9 protein-coding genes are annotated in these 21,467 nt (G+C 40.3%); 6 read left to right on the forward strand and 3 right to left on the reverse strand.

Annotated features, from left to right (window positions below):
- Positions 1-84: 84 nt before the first annotated feature.
- Genes QZ738_RS09155 through QZ738_RS09165 form a run of 3 tightly spaced genes read left to right on the forward strand, consistent with a single transcriptional unit; the run spans position 85 to position 8,402 of the window.
- Positions 85-5,073 carry a translocation/assembly module TamB domain-containing protein gene (locus QZ738_RS09155; protein ID WP_293786785.1) on the forward strand — a complete coding sequence of 1,663 codons (4,989 nt, stop codon included), beginning with the start codon at positions 85-87 and terminating at the stop codon, positions 5,071-5,073.
- A complete protein-coding gene (locus QZ738_RS09160) occupies positions 5,057-7,372 on the forward strand; it encodes a BamA/TamA family outer membrane protein (protein WP_293786786.1) in 2,316 nt (771 codons plus the stop codon). The genes QZ738_RS09155 and QZ738_RS09160 overlap by 17 nt, the downstream gene beginning before the upstream one ends.
- Before the next feature lie 7 nt (positions 7,373-7,379).
- Positions 7,380-8,402, forward strand: a complete 1,023-nt coding sequence (locus QZ738_RS09165) for a YihY/virulence factor BrkB family protein (protein WP_293786787.1) — start codon at positions 7,380-7,382, stop codon at positions 8,400-8,402.
- A gap of 426 nt (positions 8,403-8,828) precedes the next feature.
- On the opposite strand, the gene QZ738_RS09170 is transcribed toward QZ738_RS09165, so the two are convergent.
- A complete protein-coding gene (locus tag QZ738_RS09170) occupies positions 8,829-10,700 on the reverse strand; it encodes a DNA topoisomerase IV subunit B (protein WP_293786788.1) in 1,872 nt (623 codons plus the stop codon).
- A 439-nt stretch (positions 10,701-11,139) separates the two neighbouring features.
- On the opposite strand from QZ738_RS09170, the gene QZ738_RS09175 reads away from it, so the two are divergent.
- Together QZ738_RS09175 and QZ738_RS09180 are read left to right on the forward strand one after the other, a co-directional pair.
- Positions 11,140-12,477, forward strand: a complete 1,338-nt coding sequence (locus QZ738_RS09175) for an APC family permease (protein WP_293786789.1) — start codon at positions 11,140-11,142, stop codon at positions 12,475-12,477.
- Positions 12,478-12,547: 70 nt separating this feature from the next.
- Positions 12,548-13,882 carry an MFS transporter gene (locus tag QZ738_RS09180; RefSeq protein ID WP_293786790.1) on the forward strand — a complete coding sequence of 445 codons (1,335 nt, stop codon included), beginning with the start codon at positions 12,548-12,550 and terminating at the stop codon, positions 13,880-13,882.
- 595 nt (positions 13,883-14,477) lie between these two features.
- Here the strand turns inward: QZ738_RS09180 and QZ738_RS09185 are convergent.
- A complete protein-coding gene (locus QZ738_RS09185; protein WP_293786791.1) occupies positions 14,478-16,190 on the reverse strand; it encodes a RagB/SusD family nutrient uptake outer membrane protein in 1,713 nt (570 codons plus the stop codon).
- 12 nt (positions 16,191-16,202) lie between these two features.
- The gene (locus QZ738_RS09190) at positions 16,203-19,433 is read right to left on the reverse strand and encodes a TonB-dependent receptor (protein WP_293786792.1); all 3,231 of its coding nucleotides are present in this window, start codon (positions 19,431-19,433) and stop codon (positions 16,203-16,205) included.
- A 546-nt stretch (positions 19,434-19,979) separates the two neighbouring features.
- Here QZ738_RS09190 and QZ738_RS09195 point away from each other — a divergent pair.
- Positions 19,980-21,278: a DEAD/DEAH box helicase gene (locus tag QZ738_RS09195; protein ID WP_293786794.1), complete on the forward strand. Its 1,299-nt coding sequence runs from the start codon at positions 19,980-19,982 to the stop codon at positions 21,276-21,278.
- Positions 21,279-21,467: the final 189 nt, after the last annotated feature.

Consider the following 21,467-nt stretch of genomic DNA (forward strand, 5'->3'; position numbering starts at 1 on the left):
TTTGTATTATTTAGTAAACCTGCCCTAAAATTAATTTTATCGGCATGCTTTAGGCATTTATCTAAATACCAAACACACTTAGCTTTGAATAAATACGTACGCAAAAGTCTTAAAATTTTATTGTGGGTAATTGCTTCCATCATCTTTCTGGTGGTTGGTGTGGCCCTTGCTCTAAATATTCCAGCTGTTCAGAATTTTGTTAAAGGGAAAGCGATCAACTATCTTAAAAACAAAACCAAAACAGAAGTCAGTTTGGAAAGCATCAAAATTGCTTTGCCAAAAGACGTGGTTCTGAACAAATTCTACATTCAAGACCTCAAGGGTGATACTTTATTATATACGGAGAAACTTGCAGTTGATATCAGTTTATTCAAATTGTTAAAAAACACGGTCGAAGTCAATAACATTGAACTTAAAAACGTACGCGCAAATGTAAAGCGCGTCAACCCTGATACCACCTTTAATTTCTCCTTTCTGGTTGACGCTTTTGCCAGCGATCAAAAAAAACCAGAGGAGCAGGTAAAAAAAGATAGCACTTCTACCCTTAAATTCTCTGTTGATAAAGTTTCTTTCGAAGATATTGGCATTAACTACCGCGATGATGTTGCAGGTAATGATGTGAAATTATATTTAGGTGCATTTAAAACGAAAATCAAAGATTTCGACCTGGCCAACCAGCACTATGTTATTAAAGAGTTGACCCTGGTAAATACTTCATTGCGTTATTTACAACAAAAACCATTGGTTAAATTGGTACAGCACATTACCAACAGCGTAGATAGTACGGAAAAAAAAGAGGGTAAACTGCCGTTAATTGAGGTACAGAATTTCGTTTTCAGTAATGTTAAGGTAAACTACGACGACCAGGTTTCGACAACGAAGGCAGTTGCAGATGTAAACGATCTGGGCCTGGTAAACCTGAAAGTAGATTTAACCAATAGTAAATATTCGGTAGATGATGCACACTTAAATAAATCGAATATTCTTTTCGCATTTAAGCCGGCGCCAAGCAATGATTTAAAAAAAGTGAAAGATACCGTTGTTCCAGAAAAGTCACCTTTGGGATTAATCATCAAGAATATCAGCTTAGCCGATAACAATGTACAGTTTGATAACCTGGGCGCAAAACCCGCGCCTAAAGGTATGGACTTTAACCATCTTAAAATAAATCAGTTAAACTTAGGTGCCAGCGATGTAAGCTATAGTGCGGCAGGAATAAAAGCCAATGTTAAAAATGGATCATTGAAAGAGAAAAGCGGCTTTGTTTTGGATGAATTACGTGGCGATGCGGTGTACAATGATAAACAGATCAAGCTGAGCAATTTTATCCTGAAAACACCAAATACCAGTATTGAAAATGCTACGGAATTAAATTTTACGTCAATGGAGGATCTGACCAAACATCCTGAACGCGTAAAATTGAATATAGCCCTTAAAAACACCACCATTGGTTTAAAGGATGCCGGATATTTTAGCAATGCTGTACCCGCAAATTATCGCAACGAAAAGATAAAAATCAATGCTGATGTTAATGGCTATCTGAACGACCTGAATATTCCAAGACTACAGATTAGCGGTTTAAAAAATACGCAGATTGATATCAGTGGGAAAGCAAAAGGTTTACCCGACATTAACAAAACCTTTCTCGATTTAAACATCAAAAGGCTTCACGTCACCAAGGGCGATATTCTGGTAGCTGTACCTAAAAAATCACTTCCCCCTTCCATTGAACTGCCTAACGTGATCGATGCGAAAGGTAATTTTAAAGGCTCAATGACTGATTTTAACACCAACCTAAACATTAATACCGATATGGGAGGCGCGGTGGTAGTTGCGGGAATGAATGGCCCTAAAGGCAAAGAAAGTTACAAGGCAGATGTTAGTTTAAATAATTTCAACGTTGGCCGCCTATTAAAAATGCAGCCTAAACTCGGTCGCGTTTCGGTTAGGGCCAATGTGGTAGGTACAGGCCTCGATCCTAAAAAAATCAATGCAAAGTTTAATGCCAAAGTATTAAATGCTTATTATAATAAATACACTTACCGTAATTTAACACTTGCCGGTGATTACAGCAACCAGCGCATTAGCATCAAAAGCAACATGCCCGATAGCAATGCCAACTTTAATTTAAATGCAAAAGTAAATCTTGCAGGTAAATATCCGGCGGTAAAAGCTGATCTGAATTTAAAACAGGTAAATCTACAGGCGCTCAACTTCAGTCCAACGGTGTTAAGCGCTGCCGGTGTAGTTAAAGTAGATCTGCTCACTGCTGATGCTGATTACTTAAATGGATCGGTGGATGTTACCGGTTTACAACTGGTAAAAGATAAACAAAGAATCAATGTCGACACGATTTCGATACGGGCAAAATCTACGGCCACCGAAAATGAACTTACCCTTAAATCCGAAATACTTTCGGCAAAGATTGACGGAAAATATCAACTCACCAAAGTAGGCAGTGCCATCATTAATGAAATCAATAAATATTATGCTTTTGGCACCGTAACCAAAATCCCGGATCAGCGTTTAAGGTTTTTTGTTCAGGTTTATGATTCTAAATTATTGAAGAATTTTGTGCCGGAATTAACGGTATTTAAACCCTCTCAGTTTTACGGATTGATTGATACGCAGAAAGATAGTCTGCAGATTAAGGGTAATTTCCCTCAGGTAGTTTATGGAGATTTTAAAGTAGATACAACGGTTTTAAATATTAATAACGATAACAATAAATTAGGCTATAGCTTAACCGTTAAAAGCCTCCAGAGTCCGTCTGTAGCACTTTTTAACACCGAAGTGAGTGGCGATGCAGCAAATAACAATTTAGGTGTTAACATTTTCCTGCGTGACAGGCAGAAGAAAGACAAATACGTTATTGGTGGTAATTTCCAATCGATCAATAAAGATTTTAAATTCTCTTTAGATCCGCAGAAACTCCTGCTCGATTATCAAAAATGGATGGTATCGCAGGATAACTATATCCAGTTCGGTGCCTCCGGCATTTTGGTTAACCAGTTTCAGATCAGCAACAATGGCCAGTCACTATCCGTTAACAGTAATCCTACCCAACCCAATGCACCTTTAGCTGTAGCTTTTAAAGATTTCCAGCTGGAAACCTTGACCAAATTTGCCGAAACTGATACCACTTTGGTTGGTGGCCGTTTAAACGGAACTGCCAATGTTAAAGATTTGGCCAGTACACCAAAATTTGAAGCAAACCTTACCATAGATCAGTTGCGTTATCAGAAAGATCAGCTGGGTACCTTGCGTTTGGCAGTAAACAACAATACTGAAAATGCCTTTGAGGTAAATGTGGCCTTAACCGGCGTGCATGAACTAAGGGTAAATGGGTTCTATTATACCGCACCGAAAAGTGCGTTAGATCTTACCGTGAATATAGATAAGATCGAAATGAAAAATATTGAGAGTTTATCTGCGGGTCAGCTTAAAAACGGAACGGGTACACTAACAGGGGCACTAAGTGTGAAAGGCGAACTAACTGCTCCAAAAATATTGGGCGATTTAACTTTCAACAATGCGGGGGTCAGAGTGGCCTACGTGAATTCATATTTCCGACTGCCTAACGAGAAGATTTCGTTTACGAATGAAGGAATCAGTTTTAACAACTTTACGCTGATCGATTCCTTAAATCAGAAAGCCACCATCAACGGAAAAGTTTATACCAGCAATTTCAGAGACTATCGTTTTGGTTTGGATATCAACATGAACAACTTCAGGGCAATCAATTCGACCGCAGCCGATAATGATATGATCTACGGAACGGTATTTTTAACCAGCGATATTAAAGTACGCGGTGATCTGAATCAGCCTGATGTGAACATGAATGTTAGGGTGAACAAAGGCACAAAATTCTTCTTCGCCCTACCGTCAAACGACCCTTCAGTTATTGATCAGGAAGGAATTGTCCAGTTTATTGATGCTGACTCCCCTCCGTTTAATGGTCAGAAAGCTTTAAAAGTAGATAGCATAAGTAAATCTGCCATGAAAGGCATTAACCTGGTTGCAGCCATCACCATTGATCCTGAAGCCGAACTGAATGTGGTGGTTGATCCGTCAAATGGTGATGCCCTGAATATCAAAGGTGAAGCCGACCTGAATGCAACAATGGACCCAAGTGGAAAGATTAGTTTAACAGGCCGCTATGAAATTATTGATGGTTCATACAATTTATCTGTTGGCCCGCTAGGCAAAAAAGCCTTCAAACTGGTTAAAGGAAGTACCATTGTATGGACAGGCGAACCTACTTCAGCTAATGTGAACTTAACCGCACTGTACGAAGTGAATGCGGCCCCTATCGATCTGATCAATGAGCCGGATAATATCCAGGCCAAAACCAAATTGCCTTTCCAGGTTTATCTGATGATGAAAGGTGAGTTATTGAAACCGGTTATTTCTTTCAAACTTGATTTGCCGGAAAACGAACGTGGTGCATTAAATGGTACGGTTTACACCAAATTGATCAATGTAAACCGCGATGAAAGTGAATTAAATAAACAGGTTTTTGCACTATTGGCATTGAACAGGTTTATCGCTAATAACCCTTTCCAAAGTTTGGCAGGCGGTGGCGGTGGTGTTTCTACCCTGGCCAGATCAAGTGTGAGTAAATTGTTGACAGAACAGTTAAATAACCTTGCTTCCGATTTAATTCAAGGTGTAGAATTGAATTTTGGTGTAAATTCATCAGAAGATTATTCTACCGGCTCACTTCAGCAAAAAACAGACCTGGAAGTCGGTTTATCAAAAAAATTATTAAACGATAGGCTTACGGTAACCGTGGGAAGTTCTTTCGCATTGGAAGGACCGCAGGCACCAGGCGAAAAATCGACAGATATTGGCGGAAATGTAAATGTTGAATATGCTTTATCAGCCGACGGAAGATATCGGTTAAGAGCTTACCGACGCAACCAAAACGATGTAATTGTGCAGGGACAGATTATCGAAACCGGTTTGGGTTTTACCCTGGTAGTAGATTACAATAAATTCAGAGAGATTTTCCAGAAAAAACGCAACAGAAGAAACATTGAACAAAAACCTAAAAATGAGACAACTAATTAGACCAATTTTATTTGTACTGGCCTGCTTAGTTTGGGCTGCTTGTAGCTCCACCAAATCGTTAAAGCCGGGGCAACATTTATATACAGGTGCCGAAGTAAAGATCAATCCGGATTCATCAGGTAAAATTGATGATGAAAAACAGGTAAAAAAAGATTTAGAAAGTAAAACAAGACCGCGCCCCAATAGCTCTATTTTAGGTATAAGATATAAACTGGGTATTTATAACCTGGCAGGCGAACCAAAAAAACCTAAAGGTTTTAGGAACTGGTTACGCAGACAGGGTGAACCTCCTGTGTTAGTGAGTGAGGTAAAACTAAAATATAATAATGATGTACTGACCAGCTATTTAATTAGCGAGGGTTATTTACAGGCATCTGTTACCGGCGATACAATAGTGAAAGACAAAAAAGGTAAAGCCGTTTACACTGCAGAAACGGGTAACCGGTATAAAATCAATAAAGTTACTTTCCCTCCTGATACCGGCGTTTTGACTAAAATCATCAATCAGAATAAAAATAAAACCCTAATAAAGGCAGGAGATTACTACGACCTCGACAATTACAAAAACGAGCGCATCAGAATTGACAATGACCTTAAAGAGCAGGGATACTTTTACTTTAGTCCCGATTACCTGATTATGCAGGTGGATAGCACCATAGGCAAAAATCTGGTAAATGTAAACATCAAAGTTAAAGACATTACGCCTGACGCTGCATTGAAACCTTACAGCATTAGGGATATTAACATTTATCCAAGCTATAGCCTCCGTAGAGACACCCTCTTAAGAAAGTTAAAACCGCTTGAATATCACGATTTCAGCATTTATGATGACCGCAATACCTTTAAGCCAAGGTTGTTCGACCGTTTGGTTTTCTTCCAGAAAGGTGAACATTACAACCGTAAAGATCATAATCAATCGTTAAACAGAATGGTCAATATTGGTGCTTTCAGAGATGTGAGGGCAGAGTTTTTACCGGTTGATAGTTTCAAAAATAATCAGTTGGACCTGAATATTTACCTTACCCCGTTAAAGAAAAATTCATTGAGTTTTTCGGTTACCGGTACCAGCAAATCAAACAACTTTGTAGGTTCAGAATTAAAGGTTACCCAAACTACCCGAAATTTGTTCAGGGGCGCAGAGCAATTGGATGTGAGTGTGAGTGGTGGTTTCGAAACACAGGTTAGAGGTACTTCGCTGGGCCGAAACTCCTTATCATTTACAGCTGAAGGAAAACTAACTTTCCCAAGGCTGATTGTACCATTTTACAAACCTAACAGCACGAATGCTTTTATCCCGAAAACCATTACATCGCTTTCTTACCAGATGCTAAACCGTGGTTCTGAATATACCCTACACGCGATAAAAGGTGAGTATGGTTATAATTTTAAGGAAAATCAGTACAAAGAACATAACTTGAATCCGATTTCAATTAGTTACGTATCAACCTCTTTCCCATCTGATACGACAAGGGAAAGGATATTTACGCAAAACCCCTTATTAAGAAATACCCTTGAAAATCAGTTTATCATTGGTAGTAATTATAACTTTACCTACACTAACCAAATGGAAACCAATCGCCGTAACAACGTTTATTTTTATGGCGGTTTGGAAACAGGTGGCAATGTTTGGGGCTTGTTTACGCCAACAAACGATAAGGGGCAGAAAACTTTATTTAATACCCCACTTACGCAGTTTATCAGAGCTGAGGCTGATTTAAGAGATTTTTATAAAATCAACCGCAACCTGGTTTGGGCGAACCGTTTAAACCTGGGCTATGGTTACGCTTATGGCAATAGTAGTTCACTACCTTTCGTAAGGCAGTTTTTTGCAGGCGGTAGCAACGATATCAGGGCCTTTCCGGCACGAACCTTAGGGCCTGGTACCTATAAAGTTCCAGACACTGCACTTTTTGCCGATCAGGGTGGTGATATTAAGTTAATGCTTAATTCAGAACTTCGTTTTAAAATTGTAAGTGTTTTATATGGCGCATTGTTTGTAGATGCCGGAAATATCTGGCTTAGAAAAGAAGATGTTGGAGAGCCAGGTAAGCCAGAAACAGCAAGATTAGGATCAGGTTTTAAATTAAAGAATGCTTTCAACGAGTTGGCAGTAGGTACCGGAGCTGGTTTACGTGTAGATGCAACAATCTTTGTAGTCCGTTTAGATGTGGCCTTCCCGGTGCGAAAACCATATCTGCCTGAAGGACAAAGATGGGTGTTTGATGATATTGCCTTTGGCAATAAAGATTGGCGCAGACAAAATTTAATTTTTAATATAGGCATAGGCTATCCGTTTTAATTTTCAGATGAAAGTAATCACCAAGATCAAAAATTTCTTTATTGCGCTTTATCACCTTTTTGTTGCTGCAGGAAAAGGTTTTGTAGAAGATCGGGTAACTAAATTGAGTGCTTCATTGGCTTACTACACTATTTTCTCACTTACCCCGCTCATTATCATTCTCCTCTCGGCAGCCACTTTGTTTTTTGGCGACGAAAGAAACCAAAAAACAAGGGGCCAGTTTTATGGCCAGGTGACCGAAATGGTGGGCAATGATGCAGCTACACAAATTCAGGGTTTTGTGGAGCATGCCAATAAATCTGGTCAATCTACCATTGGTTTAATTATTGGTATAGCTACGCTGATCATTGGGTCTACGGCCATTTTTATTGAAATACAGGATAGTATCAACATGATCTGGAAGGTAAAGGCTGTACCCAAAAAAGGTTGGCTGAAAATGCTTTCTAACCGATTGTTGTCATTTTCTTTAATCGTTTCAATGGGTTTTTTATTACTGGTTTCGCTGGTGATCAATAGTGTAGTAGTGGGTTTGGGTTCAAAATTAGCCAACCTGATTTCACAAAGCGAAATAAAGGAAGTTATCCCGGTAGCCAACGACACCATGACCTTGCTGATTTATATTTTGAACAACGTGATTACGCTTGCCGCCGTAACCGCTGTTTTTACTGTTATTTTTAAAGTCTTACCAGATGTGATCATCCGTTGGAAATCGGCAATCATCGGTGCTTTATTTACGGCTATCCTGTTCAGTTTGGGTAAATACCTCATCGGAATTTATATCGAAAAAGGCAATCCGGGTTCTGCCTTCGGAGCGGCCAGTTCCATCATTGTGATCTTATTGTGGATTTATTATACATCAATTATCCTCTATTTTGGCGCTGAATTTACCCAGGCTTATGCCGAAAAGTATGATAATGGCATCGCTCCCAGTAAATACGCGGTGTTCACCAAAATCACCATTGTTGAGAAAAAGGTAGATGTACTGCCACCGCAGCATCCGGAAAATACAGTAAATGCACCTGAGGAGTAATAACAATTTGAGATCACAGCAATCATTCTGAGTGATAATTTATTGTATAAAAATCAATATGAATGTACAGATATTAAAATGTACAGATATTAAGAAATCTGAATAATATCGAAGTATTGTCATTTCGACCGCAGTGGAGAACCCGAAGGCTCAGCGCAGCTAAATCTTTTAAATTTGATTTCAATAGCTTAGTACAAAGATCTCTCCCCGCCTGTACGGGCGGGCAGGCACTGCGCCTTGCTTCGGTCGAGATGATGACCGCATTAATGGATTCTCCCAAATGGTAGCGAAGTAGTAGGTTTTTTTGAAGGAAAGCCACTAACAAAGAAGTCAAGTTTTGAAAACTTGACTTCTTTAATATGTAAAGTTGAAGGATCTTCTAACACACTCATCACTGGCTCGAGGAAGACATAAACCATGGATAAGCTAAGCTACCTCTTCCGTAATCACTTTAGGCTCTTCAGTTACTTCATCCTTCTCTATCCTGAGGTTGCGGATAATGTGCTGTTGCCTGTCTGGGGTATTTTTTCCCATGTAATATTCTAACAGGCCTTTGATTGTCTGATCTTTTAAAATAACAGGATCCAATCTGATGTCTTTGCCAATAAACAAACCGAATTCGTCCGGAGAAATTTCACCTAATCCTTTAAATCGGGTGATTTCGGGTTTATTGCCCAGTTTTTCGATTGCATTTTTACGTTCTTCATCACTATAGCAATAAATGGTTTCCTTTTTATTCCGAACCCTGAAAAGCGGTGTTTGCAAAATATAAACATGGCCTGCTTTTACCAAATCAGGGAAAAACTGCAGAAAGAAAGTCATCATCAACAGGCGAATGTGCATTCCATCCACGTCGGCATCAGTAGCGATGACAATATTGTTATAATGAAGCCCGTCCAAACCATCTTCAATATTTAAAGCATGTTGCAGCAGGTTAAATTCTTCATTTTCGTACACGACCTTTTTGGTCAGTTCGTAACAGTTAAGGGGTTTTCCTTTCAAACTAAATACCGCCTGGGTATCCACATCGCGTGATTTGGTGATTGAACCTGACGCCGAATCTCCCTCGGTAATGAACAACGTAGTTTCGTAACGTTTTTCGTGCGTGCTGTTGAAGTGAACCTTACAATCGCGTAGTTTTTTGTTATGTAGGGATGCTTTTTTAGCCCTGTCGTTAGCCAGTTTTTTAATTCCTGCGATATCCTTACGCTCCCGCTCCGATTGCATAATCCTTTTTAACAGGGCATCGGCAACATCAGGGTTTTTGTGTAGATAATCATCCAGTTCTTTTTTAACAAAATCGTTGATAAAGGTAGCTACAGATGGCCCTTCCGGTCCCATGTTCTGAGATCCCAGTTTAGTTTTGGTCTGCGATTCGAAAACAGGTTCCTGTACACGGATGGAAATGGCTGCAATGATGGATGAACGCACATCAGCAGCATCAAACTCTTTTTTAAAAAACTCCCGAACCGTTTTCACTACTGCTGCCCTAAAAGCTGCCTGGTGGGTTCCACCTTGTGTGGTATGCTGCCCATTCACAAACGAATGGTAATCTTCGCCATATTGCTGACCGTGAGTCATCGCAATTTCGATATCGGGGCCAACCATGTGAATAATCGGGTACCTGATTTCTTCGGGCTTATTAAATTTGGAAAGCAGATCGTAAAGGCCTCTCTCTGAAAAATATTTCTGATTATTGAAATTGATTGTTAAACCTGTATTCAAGAAAACGTAGTTCCAAACCATGCTCTCCACAAAATCAGGGATATAGTGATAATTTCTGAAAATACTTTCGTCAGGATAAAAAGTAATGGCGGTACCGTTACGTTGTGTAGTGTCGATTACCGGATTCTCATTTACGATTTCACCTTTTGAAAACTCCACTTTTTTGGTTTTTCCGTCACGGTACGATTGAACGGTAAAGCTGGTCGATAAAGCATTTACTGCTTTTGTACCCACTCCATTTAAACCTACCGATTTTTGGAAAGCATTACTATCGTACTTCCCACCCGTATTGATTTTGCTTACACAATCTATTACTTTACCTAGTGGAATGCCCCGTCCATAATCGCGAACGTTAACTTTTTGTTCGGATAGTGTAATTTCGATGGTTTTTCCGGTTCCCATCACAAACTCATCAATAGAATTATCTACAATTTCCTTTAACAAAACATAAATACCATCATCTTGTGCAGAGCCATCGCCAAGTTTACCGATATACATACCCGGACGTAACCTGATGTGCTCTTTCCAATCCAATGAGCGGATACTGTCGTCGTTATAAATTACTTCTGCCATAATGTGTTTATCTGCTCTTCAATGAAAAACCCTGCATTTTTTGACCTGCAAAGTGATGAAGAATTTATAGAAATAACCCTGATGATCGAAATAAAAACATTTTTCAAATAAGTCTCTCAGAATTATCATACAATAATAGATTTATTCTGTGAGGCAAGCAAAAGAAAGTTTCAACATATAAACATGGAGCATGGAACAGGCAGAACAGATAATGACCGTTCAGCGGGTTGATGGTCCATAGTTTGATGGTTCATAGTTTAATAGTTGATAGTATGATGGCCAATAGCAAGAAACGAATAGCCCAGTGAACTAATGACAAATAACCAACAGACTGATGACCAATGACCAAAAGAACAATTACACCCCCATCTTGCCTCTTCCGCCTTCCATCTTTACATAATTTCCCTATCTTCATCACTTTATTTAATATCCTTTATTGATGCAACCTAAAAAACAGCTTTCGCTCTTTGATTTATCCATGATTGTGGTGAGTTTGGTTATTGGGATGGGTGTTTTCCGTACACCTGTAAACGTGGCTGCAAAAGCTCAAATTCCCGAACTGTTTTACCTGGCCTGGTTTATCGGCGGTTTTGTAGCTTTTTGCGGGGCATTAACTTATGCCGAAATCGGTTCGCGTTTTCCCGTAACCGGTGGCTACTATAAAATTTTCTCGGTAGCCTACCACCCTTCCATCGCCTTTGCCATTAATTGCATCGTAATTATTTCAAGTGCAGCATCGGTAGCGGCCATCTCTATTATTGGAGCAGAATACCTGAGTAAAATTATTTTACCCCCGGGTATCCAAACCGAAACATCAAGAGTAGCGATAGCTATTACCACCATTCTGGTATTTTATCTAATTAATCTGTTAGGCTTAAAAGCGAGTGCCAAAACACAAAACATATTAACGGTAATTAAAATCGGAATGATTTTAACGCTCATCTGCGCCGTATTTTTTAGCGGACAAGCTGAAAGTGTTACGCCGGTTTTTAAAACCGCAACCGGTGCTTTACCAACCTGGTCTGATTATGGAAAGGCATTAGGCCTCTGCTTAATTGCCGTTTCTTTTTCTTATGCGGGCTATGCGCAGACCATCAACTTTGGTGGCGAGGTTAAAGAAGCCAAAAAAGTAATTCCACGTTCCATTATTATCGGTTTAACCATTATTGTAATCCTTTACATGGCCATTAACTATGTCTATGTGAAAGTAATCGGCTTCGAAGAACTAAAATCAGCTGAGAGTATAGCAGCAATATTAGCTTCAAAAATATTTGGTCCGGCCGGATTTAATGCACTTTCGGTCATTATTTTTTTCTCGGTAATGGGTTATGTAAACGTCAACCTACTAAGTAACCCAAGAGCCATGTTTGCCATGGGCGAAGAAGGCGCGCTGCCAAAAATTTTTAGCAGCATGAACAAAAAAACAGAAGTGATAACCATTAGCTTAACCGTTTTCAGCTTGATTTCGGTGGTGATTATTTTCTATGCCAAAACCTTCGATAAAATTTTAAACTATACCATTTTTTTAGAAAGCATCAGTATGGCCAGTTCTGCAGCTACCATTTTTATTCTTCGAAAAAGAACCGCACATCTTGATAAAAAAACCATCTATACTGTTCCTTTATATCCTATATTGCCTATTATATTTATTGCTGCTTATACCTTTGTTGCTTTCAGTATTTACGCTGACGATCAAAATGCAGCACTTAATGGTTTATACATTTTTGCCGGCTTTCTGGCGATTTATTTTATAAGCAGATGGTTCAACAAGAAATAATTGATCCCGGGTTTAAACCTCACAGGTTTTTGAAACCTGTGAGGTTTAGAAAACACTTTTTAAATAATTAATGAACAAAACACTCTCTTTAAAACAAGAAATTGCATACGCCGCGGGTATGATTGGCTGGAGCACGATGACCAACATCATCATCGTCATGCTTCCCTATTTTTACCTGCCCCCAAGTAACGCCGGCTTACCGCCTTTGGTACCACAACTTGTTTTGTTGGGTGCATTTAATATCCTTTCGATCATTGCGGCCTCTGGCCGACTGGTAGATGCCATTTACGATCCTTTCATCGCCTCCAGAAGTGATGCGAGTACCAATAAAAATGGTCGCAGGATGCCTTTTATGAAATGGGCTATTGTGCCGGCTATGCTTTTCTGCGGACTGGTTTTTTATCCCATTCAAAAAACAGAAAGTTTGCATAATGCCTGGTGGCTCACCATCACGCTTTGTTTGTTTTTCATATCGGTTACCACCTATATTATTCCCTACAATGCCTTACTGGCCGAAGTAACCAACACCCCTAGACAAAAAGTTAAGTTATCCAGTTACCAGCAAGTGGGCTTTGTTATCGGTATTATTTTATCGGCCTGCACCAATAACTTTGCCGATCTGGTTGAAGCTAATTTTCAGGTAGCCAACCGCAGTGAAGCCATTCAGTCGGCCATATGGGGTTTATGCATCGTATCCGGATTGGTGATGTTGCTGCCCATTCTATTCATCAACGAAAAAGAATTTTCGGTGGCCAAGCCTACTCACGTTCCGTTATGGCCAGCGATAAAAAGCACGTTTAAAAACAGCAATTTTAAATACTACCTTATCTCTGACTTTGCCTTCTATACCGCATTGAGCATCATATCAAGCGGTTTATTGTTCTTTTGTACCGTTTTATTGGGTTTACCAGAATCAGAAGGAGGCAAATTTATGGGTGCCATGGTGATGGCCTCTTTGTTATTTTATCCAATCGTAAATTTCGGTTCTGCTAAAATCGGCAAAAAGCCTTTTGTATTGCTTGCCTTTGCGGTGTTGTGCTTAATCTTTGTTACTATTTTCTTTTTGGGTAAATTACCTTTAGGGCCATATACGCAGATATATATGCTCGTATTATCGGCCTCTTTTCCACTGGCAGCACTTGGCATTTTACCTACTGCAATTTTGGCCGATATCGCCCAAAGAGACACCTTAAAAACAGGCGAAAACCATGAAGGTATGTTCTTCGCGGTGAAATATCTTTTTGTGAAACTTGGTCAAACCCTGGGGATTGCCATTTTTGCTATGCTCACCATTTATGGCAAAGACCCCGGCAATGATTATGGATTAAGGTTAAATGGTGTGGTCGGTTTTGGACTTTGTTTAATCGCACTGTTATTTTTTAGCAGGTTCAAAGAAGAGAAGTAGTATTAAGATGGGGAAATTATCATCTGATAACCTTATTAATAGCAAACTGTTATAACCTGAACTCGATAATTATTTGATGAAAAGCTGTGTTCTAAACACCCTTACCCATACCAATTCGTCATATCAATCATCGAACTCAGGTTTATAATATCTGTTTTTTTAGGAAAGCAATTGCGGTGTTGCTTCGGTTACTGTGGCCCCGCCCTTTGCTTAATCCCGATAAAAGGTCGTAGAAATTTAACCCTTTCTAATCGGGATAACGCTGTCGGTCGGGTTTATTTTACTTACTGCAGTAACCATATTTCACTCACCTAAAAACCTTTATCCAAGCGTTACGCTTTTTTATTGATCAGAGGCTGAAAAATATACGAGTGAAAGAATCATTATTATGACCAAAATGGCTACAAGGTTACATAAGATTTTCTTTAGTTGGCTGTGAATTAAAACGTAAGAGGCTGTATCATAAGTGGAATTGTCATCCAGAGTTTGTCGAAGAACCTTGTTCCAAATGCTTTAAAGGCGTTTCGACAGGCTTAACGTGACAAATTGGATGCGAAATCACAAATTATGATACAGCTTTCATTTATAAATTCATCTAATATCCGGTATTTTGTTTTAATGTACCCTTACTTCTGTCAATCTGATCCTGTGGTAAAGGAAAATATTCATCCCTGCTTTCGAAGGTTATGCCTTTCAGATAATCGAAATATCCACCTTCAAAAGAGAAATAGCTTTCGAGTGTTTGTTTCGCTATGCCCCAACGTACCAGATCAAAAAACCGGTGACCTTCCATTGCCAGCTCCAGTCTGCGCTCAAACCGAACGGCATTTCGGGCATAGGTAACATTAGGGAATGAGGTGTACAGACTAACCTTATAGGCAGCAGCAGGCGCATCGTTTATTTGTTGCGGGGTAATTTTTGCAGCCCTGGCCCTTACCGCATTTACAAGTACTAAAGCCCTCGGCAGGTCGCCTTTTTCTACCGCACATTCTGCAGCCATGAGGTATACATCGCCCAAACGGATCAGGTTTACATTTAATCCGGTTACGTTGGTGGTGCCCGGCGCGGTGCCACTGGCAATCTGTGCAGCCTCTATGGTGTTTTTAACGGCAACAAAAGGACCGCCATTTGAAGCATCACGAATCCAGGTATCGCCTGCCATAATCCCCCAATCGCGATAAGGAACACCACGCCTGCCAATGGTCGATTCTATACGTGGATCAAAAGGTAAGGTTTTATCTACTACGTAGTTGTCTTTTGCTGATCCGGTTAAACCAAAATCTGATTTATAGGGGTTGTTACGGTAACTGCCATCCAATAAAGGCAATCCAGCTATATCAACCTTAAAAGAATTCGCCAAATCAATTGTTGGCTGGAAAAATCCACAGCAGTTGATCGGGGTGTTGCCATACGGGAAATTCAGGATATCGCCAACATTTCCATTATCTCCACCGGTTCCATCAGTACCCACGGAGTGCTGAACAGACATAATGGTTTCCGGACCGTCTTCTTTGGTGATATCAAAATTATCCGAATAAGGCATGGTGGTTAAGTCTGCTTTAGCCAAAATTACCGCGTTCAGCAAATCGTAAGCTTCCGTATATTTTTTCTGATACAGGTAAACCTTACCAAGATAAGCCTGGGCCGCATATTTATCAACCCTCCCTTTTTGATTTTTGGGTTTGGTTGTAGTCAAATTATCTACTGCGTACTGAAGATCAGCTATGATATTAGGATAAATATCTTTATCGTTAGGTACAAATGTACCACTGCTGGCCTCTGTTACATACGGCACCATTTTAAATACCCTAACCAAAAAGAAATAATAATGCGCACGCAACAAACGGGCTTCACCCTGTATTTCCTTGGCACGGGCATCGCTAAATTTGGCAGAACCATTGCCTGCCTGTAAATTGGCCAGTATTTTAAGGGTGTTATTACAGCGCTGAATGCCTTCAAAACACCTGTCCCAAAGATTCGATAAGTTATCGTTTGTACTGGTTGGAGAATGTTGCTCAATGGCATTCATAGGGGGCTGATCGCCAACACTACTACCTTTATGGGCGTTATCCGAAGCTACTTCTCCAAAAAGCCATTGGCTGGGTGCAGCGCCATAATTACCATAAGTACCGTTTACGTTACCATTTAGCAGGCTGTAGGCACCTACCAGTAAACCCTCCACCCCATCTTGTGTGGTGAGTTGTGCTTCTGTCAGTTCGCCCTGCGGTTGCAGGTTCAAAAATTCTTTTTTACACGAGAAGGTAGAAAAGATCAGAAAGGAGAGCAGAATATATTTTATATGTTTCATCTTTATTTTTAATTAAAATCCAACATTAATACCAATTAAAAACTGACGTGGAGAAGGATAAACACCCTGATCTACTCCCGGTGCAGAAAAAGTATCTGTAATCTGACTCACCTCCGGGTCCATACCAGTATACTTCGTTATCGTAAATAAATTGGTTGCGCTAACATACACCCTCAATTTGCTGATGGGCGAATTGGCACCAAATGCCTTAGCTGTAGGAATCGAATAACCAAGCTGTATATTCTTTAACCTTAAAAAACTTCCGTCCTGAATATAATAGCTTGATGAGGCAAATTCCAGATCTGATGCGCCTGCATAGGCAGAAGGTATTAAACTGGTTGGATTGGAAGGACTCCATGCGTTTAACAGCCTGGTACTTTTTGCCCCATCGAAAGAAGGGAAATCGGTAAAATAACGTGTGGCCTGAAAAATATCATTGCCCTGAACACCATAGATAAATGCGGCAATATCAAAGTTTTTATAGGAGGCATTTAAGTTTACACCCACGGTAAAATCAGGATTAGGATCTCCGATAATCGTCCGGTCCTTTGGATCAATTACGCCATCACCGTTAATATCCTGATAGCGTAAACCACCAACCCTGGCACCGGCATAAGATGGATTGGCCTGAATATCGGCTGCGCTCTGGTAAATTCCGGCAGTTTTGTACCCAAAAAAAGAACCAAATGGTGCACCTTCCTGCAGCACACTGGTTTGTAAACTTCTGTAATTACCATAAATCTGGTTAAAAATACCAGGGGCCAGCCTCACAATCTCATTTTTGTTTTTAGAGAAATTTACACCCACATCAAATTTAAGCGGACTGTCATCTTTAATACCGTAATGATAAGCCACATTAAACTCGATCCCTTTATTGCTCATATCACCAATATTCACAAACGGCGAGCTACCTAAACCAACCACACTGGAAGGTAATGGAAGGTTGTAAAGCATATCGGACGTTTTTTTGTCGTACCAATCAACCGATCCATCTATTGCACCTCCCCATAAACTAAAATCAAGTCCGATGTTCAGCGCTTTTAACGATTCCCATTTTACATCGGCGTTTTGATAAGCATTTTGCCATACGCCCGTAGTTAATCCGTTTGCGCCACCAACGGCATAAGCAGAATTGATAATGGAACTTTGGAAACGGTTAATGTACTGATAAGGTGGGATCCGCTGGTTTCCCGTCTGGCCGTAGCCTACACGGAGCTTTAAATCACTCAGCCATTTAATGCTTTTCATAAATTCTTCTTCCGATAATCTCCAGGCTACACTCCCTGCCGGATAATTACCATATTTATTGTTCGGACCAAAGTTTGAAGAACCGTCACGTCTGAAGGTAATACTGGCGAGATAACGATCGCGATAAGAATAATCTGCTTTTCCAAATACAGAAAACAGCGAGCCTATGGAACCAAAACTGGTATTGCTGATATTGGAAGAGCCGGTACTCAAGTAATAATAATCCTGATTGCCTAAAATAAAGAAGTCATTTCTGCCTGCATTTAACTGCCGTGATCTTGACCTGATGGCTTCTGTACCCACCAGAATATTTACACGGTGTACTTCGTTAAAAACCTTACTGTAATTTAAAGTGTTGGTCCAGGTCCACTCGGTATTGTATCCCTGGTACTCGTTCAGGTTATTGGAGTTATTCCCCTCAGAGAATTCGAGGTTTGGATAACGCATAGACAGGCCATTGAAGTTTTCGTAACGCAAACCAAAATTGGTTCTTAGCACCAGGCCGGGGATAATATCGCCTTCAGCAAAAACATTTCCGAAGAAGAAATTATTTTTGTTTTTATTGTCTTTTGCACGGTAAAGAAAAGCGAGGGGATTCTCCGCATTTCCCAGTTGGCTACCGCGGCTACCTGCAAAATTTCCGGCAATATCATACACCGGGATAATGGTTGGTATACGATAAGCCCAACCCAATGCGCTGCCCTGATCCTGATAACTGCCTGGCGTATTGGGATTAACACCAAAACCAAAACCTTCAGAATAACTATATTGCGCATTTTCGCCAAAACGAACACGCTTGTTAAAAGCCGATATACTGGTATTTGATCTTAAGTTGTACCTTTTAAATCCGGTATATTTTATGGTTCCTTTCTGATCGAGGTACCCGCCTGAAAAAGCGTAGGTTGCATTTTCACCACCACCTGTAGCGCTGATCTGGTAATTCTGTACCGGTGCCGACTCCGTGATCTCATCAAACCAATTGGTTCCTTCCTTGTTTGCCCTTGTAATCTGATAAAACAGATTGGGATCGCGGCTGTAATTATATTTGGAAGGATCTGCATCTGCAGCGGTAACGTCCTGACCTAGTTTTGAACCTGCCACCAGATAATCAGGCAGCACAGGAGTAGGCCCGGAACCATAGTTTTTTCCAGCTGCGATTGCTTTTCCCGCATTGGTATAGCCATCAAATACGTACTGGGCATATTGCTGCGGGTTCATCATTTCCGGGAAGCTGCCTTTTCGTGGTGCCTGTGTACCATAATAAGAATCGAGCGTAATTTTCGGCAATCCTGTTACCCCTTTTTTTGTGGTAATAATTACAACCCCATTATTGGCCCGCGATCCGTAAATAGAAGCTGAAGAAGCATCTTTTAGCACCTGCATGCTTTCAATGTCATTTTGGTTAAGCCAGGATAGCTTGCCTTCAAAAGGGACACCATCAATTACATAAAGTGGTTCATTGTTATTGATCGTACTGATACCCCTGATGCGGATTTGCGGGGTAGAACCAGGCGCTCCATCGTTGATGATCTGTACACCCGTAGCCTTGCCCTGCAATGCTTCTACTGCACTGGCAGCGGGCTGTGCTTTTAACAGCCCCATACTTACTACTGCCACAGCACCCGTCAGATCCTTTTTCCGCTGACTGGAGTAACCTGTTACCACTACTTCTGATAATTTATTGTTTTCGGCCATTAAAACGATGGAAAGACTCGTCTGACCGCTTACCGCAACTTCGTTTGATCTGTACCCGATAAAGGAAACTACGAGTACATCGGTTGGTTTTGCAGCAATAGAAAATGTACCATTAGCGTCGGTTGTGGTACCGCCAGGACCATTTTTGATTTTTATCGTTGCCCCAACGATGGGTTGTTGATCATCACTGCCAGTAACTTTCCCGGTTACTTTGGTTTGGGCATTTGCCTTAAATACAAACAGCATAATCAGGCACAGGAGTACATAACTTCTCCTGAAAAAAGATAGATTTTGTTTCATAGGTTATTATGATTTAGGATTTTGAGCTAAAAAAATGGCAATGCGCGGCACACAACGGCTTCAATTGCCGCATTTTTTAGTAAATAACTGGATTGATCGGCTTTTTTGCCTTTTAAACCTTTGGCAAATAAATCAGAATCGAATGCCTACAATGGCGGTGTACTGTTTTTTTCATAGTGTAATAATTGGTTAGATAGTTGGTTAGAAGTTATAATATTTAAATCATGTGTTATGTATACAAAACTTTAAGCATAAAAAATACATTAAGAATAAAATAAATATACAAAAAAATAAATAATTACAGCCGCATTGAATTAAAATACCAATTATTTTATTCGGCTTTCCTTACAACAGCTTTGTACCTATATCCTGTATGGTATATCACCGCACAAATAGGCAAGGTTTGCTTTTCCACATTTTATTGTATCTTTGCCGACGAAGCAGGAATAAGGGCTTGCCATTCTGAATGGCATATTCTCTCCGCAAGTTAGTCCTTCAATAATTGATTGTTCTAGCTTCTTCGATAAATATTACATAAAAACATACATGTTATTCAAAGAATTAAACCTCATTGAGCCCATTTTAAAAGCTCTTGAGACCGAAGGTTATTCACAACCAACACCTATACAGGAGCAATCCATCCCAACCATATTAAAAGGCAAGGATTTATTAGGCTGCGCACAAACCGGTACCGGGAAAACAGCTGCCTTTGCCATCCCTATGCTGCAGTTACTGCACGAAAAACACATCAATACCAAAGCAACCAAAAATATCAAGGCACTGGTATTAACGCCAACACGCGAACTGGCCATCCAGATTGAGGAAAGCTTTAAGGCTTATGGCAAAAATTTAAATCTGCGCCATCTGGTCATTTTTGGCGGTGTAAACCAACATTCGCAGGTAGAGGCATTGAAAAAAGGAGTTGATATCTTAGTGGCCACCCCTGGCCGTTTACTTGATTTAATGAACCAGGGCTTTATTAATCTGAATACCATCGAACTGTTCGTTTTAGATGAGGCTGATCGGATGTTGGATATGGGTTTTATTCACGATGTGAAAAGAGTAGTGGCTAAATTGCCAGCCCAACGCCAGACTTTATTTTTCTCGGCAACCATGCCCGATGAAATCCAGAAACTGGCCAACACCATTTTATCAAACCCCACCAAGGTAGAGGTTACTCCGGTTTCGTCAACAGCCGAAACCATTAACCAATCCATTTATTTTGTAGACAAACCGGATAAGAAGAAACTTTTAATTCATCTTTTGCAGGATAAATCCATTGAAACGGCACTGGTTTTTACCCGGACCAAACATGGTGCCGACCGGATTGCAAAAGATCTGGGTCACGCTGGCATTAAAGCCGCTGCCATTCACGGTAACAAATCGCAAAATGCCAGACAGCGTGCGTTAAATGATTTTAAAGATAAAAATATCAGGGTATTGGTTGCTACAGACATTGCTGCCCGCGGAATTGATATCGAACAGCTGTCGTACGTTTTTAACTATGAATTACCCAACATTCCTGAATCTTACGTTCACCGGATTGGTCGTACAGGCCGTGCGGGCGCGAACGGCTTTGCCATTTCGTTCTGTGATGCCGAAGAAAATGAGTATTTACTGGATATCCAGAAACTGATTAAAATTACTTTGCCTATTGTTGATGATCATCCTTATCCTTTAAGCTGGGAAAATATGCTGGCTAAAAACCAGGTTAAACGTAAGCCACAGGCTCAATCTAAAGGTGGTGGCGGTGCTAAAAAAGGCGGCGATGGCAACATAAGCGGCAAACCGCGTAACGCCAGCAACAACAGGAGATTTGGCGGAAACAGAAGGAAGAGAGATTAGTGAGGCTGAAGGTTGGAGGATGGAAGCTTTGATTCATCTTTAAACATCAAATATCCGTTTATTTAATTTGCTCCGTCACCCTGATCCGATAACCATCGGATTTATTTCAGGGTCTTTATAGCAGGAAGATGCTGACCATGCAGTAGCTACAGGGTGATTAGGAAATTAAAAAGCGTCACGTCATTTCCA

The organism is uncultured Pedobacter sp. (assembly GCF_913776295.1).
Classification (GTDB): domain Bacteria; phylum Bacteroidota; class Bacteroidia; order Sphingobacteriales; family Sphingobacteriaceae; genus Pedobacter.